Below are 10,632 nucleotides of genomic sequence, written 5' to 3'. Positions count from 1 at the left end.
AGCCGGCTCCTACAGATCAGGTGATGTCGGCCGGGATCGGTGCGTCCAGGCCCATGGCGTGCAGGCGGGCGTAATAGCCGTTTTGCGCCAGCAGTTCGCCGTGGGTACCACGCTCGACAATCCGGCCATCGTCCATCACCAGGATCAGGTCGGCTTTCTCGATAGTCGACAGGCGGTGGGCGATGACCAGCGTCGTACGGCCTTGCATGACCTTGTCCAGGGCCGCCTGGATATGGCGCTCCGACTCGGTGTCCAGCGCCGAGGTCGCCTCGTCGAGGATCAGCAATGGCGCGTTCTTGAGCAGGGCACGGGCAATTGCCAGGCGCTGGCGCTGGCCGCCGGACAGCAGCACACCGTTTTCGCCGACCTGTGTATCGAAGCCTTTGGGCAGTTGATCGATGAAGTCCTTGGCATAGGCATCGGCCGCCGCCGCCTCGACATCGGCCCGCGGTGCGCCGGCCAGGTCACCGTAGGCGATGTTATTCGTCACGGTGTCGCTGAACAGGGTCACGTGCTGGGTCACCTGGGCGATATGCCGGCGCAGGTTGAGCAGGCGATAGTCTTCGATCTCCACGCCATCGAGCAGAATCTCGCCGCTCTCGTGGTGGTAGAAACGCGGGATCAGGCTGGCCAGGGTGGACTTGCCACTGCCCGAACGCCCTACCAGGGCAACCATCTGCCCGGGTTCTGCGGTGAACGTGATGTCCTTGAGCACATGGCGCTCGGTGCCTGGGTAGGTGAAGTTCAGGTTGCGCACTTCCAGGCGACCGCTGACCTTCTCGCGCTCGATGGTGCCGCGATCGACTTCCACGTCTTCGTCCAACTGCTCGAAAATGCTTTCGGCACCGGCCACGCCTTTCTGGATGGTCGAGCTGACTTCAGACAGCTGGCGAATCGGCTTGGGCAGCAGCCCGGCCAACGTGATGTAGGCCACCATGTCGCCCGCCGACGCATCACCGCGAAGGTACAGCACCAGGAACATCAACACCGCCATGGCGCTGTAGATCACCAGTTGCAGCGCCGGCGTGTAGATCGCGCCGGTGCGGGTCATGCGCAGTTGCTTGTTGGTGTTGCTCAGGCTGGCCTTGAGGAAGCGCTTCTGCTCATACACCTCGCCGCCGAAGCTACGCACCACGCGGTAGCCCTGGATGGTTTCCGAGGCGACGTGGGTCACGTCACCCATGGCGACCTGGATCTTCTTGCTCTGCTTGCGAAATTTCTTGCTCGCGGTGCTGACCATCACGGCAATCAACGGCAGGATGGCGATCATCACCAGGGTCAGCCGCCAGTTCATGAACAGCAGCGAGGCGAACAGGAAGATCACCGTCATGCCTTCGCGAATCACCACCTTGATGGCATCCGTCGCAGCACCGGTGACCATGGTCACGTTGAAGGTGATGCGGGAAATCAGGTGCCCGGAGTTGTGATTGTCGAAGTAGCGGTTCGGCAGGGTCAGCAGGTTGTTGAACAGCTGCACCCGCAGGTCGTGGACCAGGCCCAGGGAAACCTTGGCCAACAGGTAGTTGCCCAGGAACGAGCCAAGGCCCTGCCACGCGGCGATCAGGATGATCAGCAACGGCACGGCCTGCAGCAATTGCAGGTCACGCAGGAAAGGCACCGTGGGGAACAACACCGCTTCGGGGTTGGACAGGCCATCGACAAAGTACTTGAGGATGTAGCCCAGCATCGGCTGGGTCGACGCGAAAATCAGAAAGCCGACAATACTCAACGCGAACAAGCCGGCATAGGGCTTAACGTAGCTGAGCAGGCGGAAGTATATTTTCAAGCTCGAAGGGCTTGCGCTCGGACTGGAGTCGGTCATATCACGCGGCGGTTTTGAAAAAGGAGGCTGACTTTAGCACAGCTTCTCTGTTGTACTTGCACGCGGCACAACCGCGGCCCCGTTGGATCCAACGGGCGACATTATATAGCCACTACTTTAGTATGGTCGGCTTTCTTTATTCTGGAACGGCTTTTCTGTATGCACTCCAAGCGCCTTACATATGGCTCAAATCGCGTTTTCGACTTCCTCTGTTTGTGGATTCTGCCCATAGGCTTGCTGTTGCTACTGAGTTCGCTGTTTTTTGTCACCAATCGAAATGTCCTGCACAGGTTCTACTACCTGCTGTTCGCCGCGCCGACACTGTTGCTGCTGTGCCTGCGCCCGACGGAATTCAAGCAGGTATTGCGCGAGCCCCTGGCGATTGCCTTCCTGGTTTTCTCGGGCTGGGCGCTCACAAGCCTGCTCTGGAGCCCTGAGGCCACGACAGACTCCGACCTGTTCAAGCGGCCACCGAATACCTTCACGTTGTTTGTCGGCTTCGGACTGTTGTTGCATTACCGCAGCGAACTGTTCAAGCCGATCTTCTTCTGTGCCGCGCTGATTGCGCTGATATCGAGCGCCTGCAGCCTGGTGGCTTTTGCTCCCCACCTCTCGGATGGCTCGCGAATGATCGGCGGGCGTGGCGCTCTTGATAATCCGCTGCTGAGCTCTCACGTATTCGGATTCTTCTGCGTGTACTGGCTGTACGTATGCATGACCACCAAGCGTCCCCACGTGCTCTGGTTCAGCGTTCCAGCGCTGGCAATCATGGCCGCCGCGGTGCTGGCCACCGGTTCGAGAACGCCGCTGGTTGCACTGGTCCTCGCCGTGCTCTGGATGAGTTTCATCACTCGCAATCGGCGCTCGGCCCTGCTGATCGCCTGTATGGCGCTGGGAGCTGCGGCGCTGTTGCTGTTCTATCCCGAACTGATCACCAATCGTGGCAGCTCGTTCCGTTTCGAACTCTGGGGCATGTCACTTGAGCGTATCGCCCAGCACCCCTGGATCGGCCACAGCTACGACTCAGAGTTGTACCTGACGCTTGCCGACGGGTATCAACTGCGCGAACCCCACAGCTTTGCTCTGGGTGTGCTGTACTACGTCGGCATCATTGGCTTCATCCCGTGGGCCTTCATGCTCGTTTGGGGTTTGTACAAAAGTTTCAAGGCCCGCGCACAACCGCTGTTCATCCTGGCCTCATCATTGCTGGCCTACGGCATCGGTGCCGGCCTGACCGAAGGCGGCGGGATTCTCTCGCGACCAAAAGAGCACTGGTTTCTGCTATGGATCCCGCTGGCACTGATCGCCGGACTGAGCATCGCCCAGCGTCGCCGCAGCCTGCTGCGCATGCCCGTTCAAAGCCTGAAGCGTCAAGATTTCGAGCAGTTGTGCACCAATGCTCACGTGATTGAAGCCGATGGCCTGGGCCCAAAGGTCCTGCGCCTGGAAGACGGGAGCTTCCTCAAGCTGTTCCGCCCACGTCGCTGGTATACCTCAGGCAGCTTCAACCCCTATTCGGAGCGTTTCGCCAGCAACAGCGAGCAACTGCGAGCCTTGGGCGTTCCATCGCCAATCATCCTCAATCTCTACCAGTTACAGGATGCCAGCAGCGCCGTACGCTATCAGCCACTGCCCGGCCTGACCCTGCGCCAAGCGCTGCAAAGCCTGGACAGTAGCCTGCGGGAATCGCTGATTGAGCGGTTCGGCGGGTTCATGGCCCAGCTTCACGAGCGCGGGATCTACTTCCGCTCCCTGCACCTGGGCAACGTACTGTTGATGGATGACGGCGAGTTCGGCCTGATCGACGTGGCCGACATGCGAATCTACCCGTCAGCCCTGCGTAACGCCCTGCGCCAGCGCAACCTGCGGCACATGCAACGTTATCCACAAGACCGTAATTGGCTGTTCGAAACCCATTTCGAGCAATTGGCCAAGGGCTATGCCTCGGCGGCCTCGCCAAGCGCCACGGCGAAGATCCGTGAGCAGGTGCTGAAGCTCAATCGTCCGGTCGCGCAGGTAGCGAACCCGGCCAAGTGATGATTTGAATCGCCGGGGTTCCAGGCCCCGGGCCATTGCGGTGAACGCAATGGCCCGGCCAAAGCCCTATGAATTGCGCTGCGGTGCCAGGTACAACCGCACCAACCCACGCAAGGTCTTGCGACCCCAGAACTTCAACGGAATCTGCTTGAGGATCTCCCGCGCCAATGGGCGGTCGCGGTCAGCCGTCTTGAGGAACATCGAGCTCAGGAAGTTGTAGCGAACCTGATCATAGGCAGGGTGATCGCTGAACAGCCCGTAGGTCTTGAGGATGTTCTGGATCATGTAGCGATGATTCTTGTAGGTGTTGGTCGCATGCTGGCGATAGCGCGCCATCACCACGTTCAACACGTCGATGGTGTAGCCGGCGTGGGTGATCTTCAATTCGATCAGCAAGTCTTCCAGCGGAATCAGCGGATCGAAACCGCCGACCTCTTCCAGCGCCTGCTGGCGGATCATAAGGGTCGGTGCCGGGGGAAAGGGCTTGCGATCCATGAACAGGTCATCGAAATCCAGGCTGCGAAACGGCAGATCGCGGCGCTGCTTCTTCTCCGGGTACGGCTTGCCGTCACCGTCAATCAACTCGATATTGCCGGCACAGATGCCCACCTTCGGCTTGCCTTCCATGTAGGCAACCTGGGTGGCAATGCGCTCGGGCAGCATGATGTCATCGGAGCCGAATGGCGCGATCAGGCTGCCTTTGGCGCGGGCGATGGCGCCGTTCAGGGTATTGGTCAGGCCCTGGTTCTGCTGGACCTGGAAATCAAACCCGTGCTCGGCCTGCAAGCGCTGGATGCGCTCCACGCTGTCATCCTTGGAGCCATCGTCCACCACCAGCAACTCAATGTTGGGGTAGGTCTGGCCGAGCACACTGAGGATGCTCTGCTCGATGTACGGGCCGTGGTTGTAAGACGCAATGATCACTGTGACCAGGGGTTGCTGCAGACTCATGCTCTACCTACTTCACGCAGACCGGTTTCGATCAGGTTCAAATACTTGTGCCGGAACTCGTCCAGGGTGTGGTTTTCTTCCAGGTAGCGGAACACTTGTTCGCCCTTGGCGCGCAGCTCTTCGTCGCTCAGCGCCAGGTAAGTGTCCAGCGCCGCCGCCAGTTGCTCGACATTGCCCGGGTCATGGGACAGGCCGCCCGCCCCCTGCACCAACGGCAACATCGCCGGGCCGTTGGAGGCGATGACCGGCAGATGCCCGCTCATGCCTTCCAGCAACGCCAGGCCCAGGCCTTCGAACAGCGACGGCATAGTCCAGATATCGAAACCGCGCACGTACTTCATGCCATCTTCACGGAAGCCCAGCAGGTGCGCACGGCCGGTCAGCCCCAGGCGCTCGATGTCGGCAAGCAGGTCTGCTTCGGCGCGGCCAGAGCCGATAATGCCCACCTGGGCCTCAGGGTATTTGTCCTTGAGGGTCGCGAAGGCTTGCAGCAAATGGGTATGGCCCTTGATTGGCACCAGTCGGCCCAGGGCGCCAATCATCCGTGCATCCAGCGGCAAGCCCAGAGCCTTGCGTGCTTCATCGCGAGGCAATTGCAAGGCTTCAGCCTGGGGAATGTCGATAGCGTTGGTGACATACGTGGTGTTTTCACGGGTGAACCCACAGTTTAGGTCCACCAGGTAATCCTTGACCGCCTCTGATACGCCGACGAACCGCCACGCCGGGCTGACCCACTTCTGTGTCTGGCGGCGGCGGTAGCCACGGGCGTACTCGCCAAAACCGTGGGAGATGCCAATGCACAGGGGGATCTTCAGCCAACGGTTGAGGGACAGCATCATGTTGACCGACTTGAAGCGGTTACAGATGACCACATCGAATTTCTGCTCGCGGCAATACTTGTAGATCTGCCACATGGCGCCGAAACGAATGCCCTTGAGGGATTTTTCCGGCAGCTCGAAATAATGGGAGTGTTCAGCCACGCTCAGGGGCTGGCCGGGCAGCGGACGGCCGCTGAGGAACCCGGATGTGACCTCGAAACGTTCAGCCGGCAAGGCCTTGACGATCTGCTCGCCGAGGTCGGCAAAGTCATGGGTCTTGACGTTGTAGTCCGGCTGTAACTGCAAAACCTTGAAACGAGGCTTCATAACTCTCCATGCTGCAATCTGGCTGCGGGCACGCAGCCCGGTGAAAAAGGGGCGGCAGGCACTGCAAGCCTGCCTTCAATAAGGTCTCAATCCTGCTTCAACACCCAGAGCAACTCATGACGGCGCACCGCTTTGCGGAAGAATTCATTCTCTCCGTAAGGCGATGGACTGCGGCCCGCCAGTAATTGCTGCAACCACCTGCGCACGCGACGCTTGAACGGCGCCCGCGGCTGCAAGTCGTGCATCATGCCAAGGGCCATGGCCTTGTCCTGCTGCTGGCTCAGCGTCAGCGGCAAGCTGCACGGCACCAGCTCAACCGTGGTATCAAAACGCGGCGGCAACGCCACGCCAGCGCCCGAGTCGCCCATGGGCCAGCGGTCGTTATCATGCAGGTGATTGGCGTAACCGAGCAATGTACCCGGCTGCCACTCCAGGCCTTGCAGGGCTTCGAGAATCGCGGCGTGCGCACAGATATGATCCGGGTGCGGATCCAGCAGCGGCGTCGGCAACACGATCACCTGGGGGCGCGCCTTGAGCAGCAAGGCCCGCAGGTCGGCAATCAGGTTGTGCCAGGTCGGCGCGCCGTCTACATCCCCGGGCAAGGCCAAGGTATTGAACTGGCGAAACAGCCGCGTATCGTCCAAACCGGCTTCCCGGGAGGCCAGGGGCTGGTCCGGCGCGGCCTGCATGGCCGGTAGCTGCATGCAGAAGTAACCCAACTGCACGCACTGCGCCTCGGGAACGCCCGCCCAGCGGGGCACGGTAACGCTGTCCCAGGCACGCAGGCGGCCTTTGAGCCGTGCGGCATCCGCCTTGGGCATGCCCATTTGTTGATAGTGATCGGCTTCGATTTCGCCCGCCGTGAGGGTGACGATCCAGCTCTCATCGGCCTGGCTGTAAAGGCTGAAGGCGGCCAATTCGGCATCGTCGGCATGAGGGGCGATCACCATCACCCGTTGGCGACGGTAATCCGGCTGGCGGAACCGCCACAGCGTCGGCTGCCCCTTGATCCGGCAGAAGCGCCCGCGCAAACGCAGCTTGCCGGCGGCCAGTGCTTCGCCCGCGCCGGTCAGGTTGAGGTAACGCCGACCCGCGACGCCACGCTCGAAGACTTGCCGGTCCGGCGTCTCAAGGCCCAGCACATCTATTGCGGGGTCGAGAAAACGTCCGAGCCAGGCGCTTTTGAGCTCAATACCGACGATCAGGGTTTCATCGCCCACCAAGGGCGTGTCCAACACCAGCCGCCCCGCCTCAAGACGCAGCCCCGCGCACTCGCTCCCCTCGGGAAACGCGTACTCATAGTCGTCTTTAGGCGAGTAGAACAGGTGATCGGCAAACCAGGCTTCATGGGCGGCCCACAGCACCACGGCCAGCACCGGCGGTAACCACCAGGCCACCAGCACACCGACCGCCACCAGCAGCAACAGGCCAACCAACAGCGCGATGCGCTTGTTGCGTCGATGCTGCTTGAGGAGTTGCTGCTTGCGGCTCATACGCTAAACACCGGCACCGGGTTGCACCAGCGCTCCTTGTATTCACGATCGGAACGCCCAAAGGAGAAACGCAGCGGCTTGTCACTCGCCCGCGCCTGTTCCCAGGCACTTTGGGTGTTGAGGAAACTCAGCACGCTACCGGGGCTGAACGCCTTGGTTTCAGGGTCGACACCCCCGTTGACGTACTCGGCACTGACCCACGCCGGCGCCTGCACCTGATACACCAGTTGCACGGCAATCGCGGCGTCATTGAGAAACAGCACCGAGCCGAACAGAAATTCCTTGAGCAACTCCAGCACTTCGGCCAGACGCTCGGCACCCGCTGCAGGGAAACCCCAGCGTCGCTGGAACAGGTCGCAGTAAATCGCCGCCAACTCACTGCTGGAAAACTCGCTGACCGCCCGCACCACGCCGCCCGCCTCTTCCAGCAAGCGCAATTCACGACGCTGGTTGTAGCGAAACTTCTTCGACAGTTCTTCCGGTGTGCGCGCCATGGCCAACTGCTCGGCCTGGGGCTTGAGGGTGCTCACGCGCCCTTCATTCAGCGCCGACAGATAACGCGCGCGATGGCGCAACGGCAACTGCGCATCGGCGGCAATCGGCAGGATGATCTCGGCGTTACCCAGATCGAACAGGCCTTTTTTGCCTTTGCGCTTGAGCACGTCCTTGGACAAGGCCAGGTCGCGCCCCCAGGTGGCAATCGCGCCTTTCAGCTCGCCATCCTGCTCCCAGCCCAGGTAACGCACGGGAATCTGTGCCAGGTGCGCCAGCCGCTCGATAATCTGCGGATGAGTCGCCACGCTGCCGCCAAAACGCTGCCAGGCCTGGGCGTAAACCTCGGCCTCGACAGGCGTCCAGCCACGTTCACGCCAGCCCTGGAAGCGGTTCAGCATTTAAACCACAGCGTCATAAGGGTCTACGCCGTCCTTGACCACCAGGATGTCTTCCATGATCAGGTACTGCAGGTCGGAGCCAAAGAACATGTTCAGCGCGTCGGTGGGCGAGCAGATCATCGCTTCGCCACGACGGTTGAGCGAAGTGTTCAGCGACACGCCGTTGCCGGTCAGTACTTCCAGCTCTTTCATCATGTCGTAGTAGCGCGGGTTGTACTCGCGCTTGAGCACCTGGGCGCGGGAGGTGCCATCTTCATGGACCACTTCCGGCACGCGGGTTTTCCACTCTTCCGACACTTCAAAGGTGAAGGTCATGAACGGCGCCGGGTGATCGACCTTGATCATCTGTGGCGCGACGGTGTCGAGCATCGACGGGCAGAAAGGCCTCCAGCGCTCGCGGAACTTGATCTGGTGGTTGATCCGGTCAGCCACGCCGGTCGCGCTCGGGCAACCGATGATCGAACGCCCGCCCAAGGCGCGCGGGCCAAACTCCATGCGGCCCTGGAACCAGGCCACCGGGTTGCCGTCGACCATGATCCTGGCGATGCGCTTGGGCATGTTTTCGATCTTGCGCCAGACCGGCTTGCTCTCGTGCTTGGCGCACGCGGCAATCACGTCTTCGTTGCTGTAGGACGGGCCGAGATAGACGTGTTCCATCTTCTCTACCGGTACGCCACGGGCGTGGGACACGTAGGCTGCCGCACCCACCGCGGTGCCGGCATCGCCGGACGCCGGCTGCACGAACAGCTCCTTGACGTCGTCACGGGCGATGATCTTCTGGTTCAGCTTGACGTTCAGCGCACAGCCGCCAGCGAAGGCCAGCTTGCCGGTGTCTTTGAGGATGTCGCCCAGGTAATGGTCGATCATCTGCAACGCCAGCTTCTCGAACAGTGCCTGCATGCTGGCCGCGTAGTGGATGTACGGCTCGTCGGCGATGTCACCTTCGCGCTTTGGCCCCAGCCACTCGATCAGTTTTGGCGAGAAGTAAAAACCCTTGCCCTTCTCTTTGTAGCGGCGCAGGCCGATGACGTTGGCGTAGTCGGTGTTGATCACCAGCTCGCCGTTTTCAAAGGAGGCCAGACGCGAGAAATCGTACTTGCTGGCATCGCCATACGGCGCCATGCCCATGACCTTGAACTCACCGTCGAGCATCTCGAAGCCGAGGAACTCGGTGATCGCGCCATACAGGCCGCCCAGGGAGTCCGGATCGTAGAATTCCTTGATCTTGTGGATCTTGCCGTTTTCGCCGTAGCCGAAGAAGGTCGTGGCGTACTCGCCCTTGCCGTCGATCCCGAGGATCGCGGTCTTCTCCTGGAAGCCCGAGCAGTGATAGGCGCTGGAGGCGTGGGCCAGGTGGTGTTCAACCGGTTCGATCTTGATTTTTTTCGGATCGAAGCCCAGTTGCTCCAGGCACCAGACGATCTTGTTGCGATAGCGCTTGTAGCGACGGTTGCCCATCAGGATCGCGTCGAGGGCGCGGTCCGGGGCGTACCAGTAACGCTTGGCATAGTGCCAGCGGGCCTCGCCGAACAGGCTGATGGGGGCGAATGGAATCGCGACCACGTCAACGTCGGAAGGCTTGATACCGGCCTGTTCCAGGCAGAACTTTGCCGATTCGTAGGGCATGCGGTTCTTTGCATGTTTGTCGCGTACGAAACGCTCTTCTTCGGCGGCCGCGATCAGCTTGCCGTCGATATACAAGGCTGCGGAAGGATCATGGCTAAGGGCGCCGGACAGGCCAAGAATCGTCAATGCCACAGGGGTCTAGCCTCTTTTAGTCTGCATGCAGGCGCGTCACGCCTGAAAAAAGTGTGCTCCCCGCCTGGGCGAGAAACAGCTAAAGGGCGGGATTATAGCGTAAACACGTCCCGTGATGATCTAGGGATTGTGGCGACCGGTTGTCACTGCGGGCCTAGCGGAAAATCTCGATGCTGCCGTCCCTGTTCTGGCGGTAGACCGTGTAGGGCAGCACGAGGGTGTCGAGCAAGCCGGAGGCCACGAGCTCGGCGGCGAAGATCGGCAGGGAGCCGGAGGCATCACGCGTGTGCTCTTTGGTGGTGTCGGGTGCGCCGTTCAATGTGCAAAAACCGTAGATCACCCCGCTGTAGATACGCGGCACGTTTTCACAATAACTGCGCGATTCCTTGAGGTTCTGGCTGGCGACGGCGTCTGGGCGAAACACCGTGTTGATGGTGCCGCAACCGGTGGTGGATACCAGTACAGCGGCGAGAAGGACTCTGGTTGCAAGACTCACGGACAACTCCATTTGGCATAAGTGTGGGCATTCATCC

8 protein-coding genes are annotated in these 10,632 nt (G+C 60.8%); 1 reads left to right on the top strand and 7 read right to left on the bottom strand.

Going from position 1 to position 10,632, the window contains the following annotated elements; genetic code table 11:
* Nucleotides 1-16: 16 nt before the first annotated feature.
* Nucleotides 17-1,822, bottom strand: a complete 1,806-nt coding sequence (gene msbA, locus MUM_RS0109455; protein WP_010169302.1) for a lipid A export permease/ATP-binding protein MsbA — start codon at nucleotides 1,820-1,822, stop codon at nucleotides 17-19.
* Nucleotides 1,823-1,981: 159 nt separating this feature from the next.
* Between msbA and MUM_RS0109450 the strand changes: the two genes are divergently transcribed.
* Nucleotides 1,982-3,859, top strand: coding sequence for a bifunctional O-antigen ligase/aminoglycoside phosphotransferase family protein (locus MUM_RS0109450; RefSeq protein ID WP_029615822.1), 1,878 nt, complete (start codon nucleotides 1,982-1,984; stop codon nucleotides 3,857-3,859).
* 66 nt (nucleotides 3,860-3,925) lie between these two features.
* Here the strand turns inward: MUM_RS0109450 and MUM_RS0109445 are convergent, their stop codons facing one another.
* The 6 genes from MUM_RS0109445 to MUM_RS0109420 all read right to left on the bottom strand — a co-directional run bounded on the left by MUM_RS0109445 (nucleotide 3,926) and on the right by MUM_RS0109420 (nucleotide 10,607).
* Nucleotides 3,926-4,810 carry a glycosyltransferase gene (locus MUM_RS0109445; protein WP_010169300.1) on the bottom strand — a complete coding sequence of 295 codons (885 nt, stop codon included), beginning with the start codon at nucleotides 4,808-4,810 and terminating at the stop codon, nucleotides 3,926-3,928.
* On the bottom strand, nucleotides 4,807-5,955 hold the full coding sequence (locus MUM_RS0109440; RefSeq protein WP_010169299.1) for a glycosyltransferase family 4 protein: 1,149 nt from the start codon (nucleotides 5,953-5,955) through the stop codon (nucleotides 4,807-4,809). Before MUM_RS0109440 ends, MUM_RS0109445 begins: the two co-directional genes overlap by 4 nt.
* A gap of 86 nt (nucleotides 5,956-6,041) precedes the next feature.
* Nucleotides 6,042-7,448, bottom strand: coding sequence for a PIG-L deacetylase family protein (locus MUM_RS0109435; RefSeq protein WP_010169298.1), 1,407 nt, complete (start codon nucleotides 7,446-7,448; stop codon nucleotides 6,042-6,044).
* On the bottom strand, nucleotides 7,445-8,341 hold the full coding sequence (locus MUM_RS0109430) for a GNAT family N-acetyltransferase (RefSeq protein WP_010169297.1): 897 nt from the start codon (nucleotides 8,339-8,341) through the stop codon (nucleotides 7,445-7,447). Before MUM_RS0109430 ends, MUM_RS0109435 begins: the two co-directional genes overlap by 4 nt.
* On the bottom strand, nucleotides 8,342-10,099 hold the full coding sequence (locus MUM_RS0109425; RefSeq protein WP_008439143.1) for a carbamoyltransferase family protein: 1,758 nt from the start codon (nucleotides 10,097-10,099) through the stop codon (nucleotides 8,342-8,344).
* Nucleotides 10,100-10,253: 154 nt separating this feature from the next.
* Nucleotides 10,254-10,607 (bottom strand): YceK/YidQ family lipoprotein, encoded by a 354-nt coding sequence (locus MUM_RS0109420; RefSeq protein WP_008439144.1) that lies wholly within the window; start codon nucleotides 10,605-10,607, stop codon nucleotides 10,254-10,256.
* Nucleotides 10,608-10,632: the final 25 nt, after the last annotated feature.

The sequence above is a fragment of the Pseudomonas sp. PAMC 25886 genome, from assembly GCF_000242655.1.
Classification (GTDB): domain Bacteria; phylum Pseudomonadota; class Gammaproteobacteria; order Pseudomonadales; family Pseudomonadaceae; genus Aquipseudomonas.
This window is presented reverse-complemented; position numbering and strand designations above follow the sequence as displayed.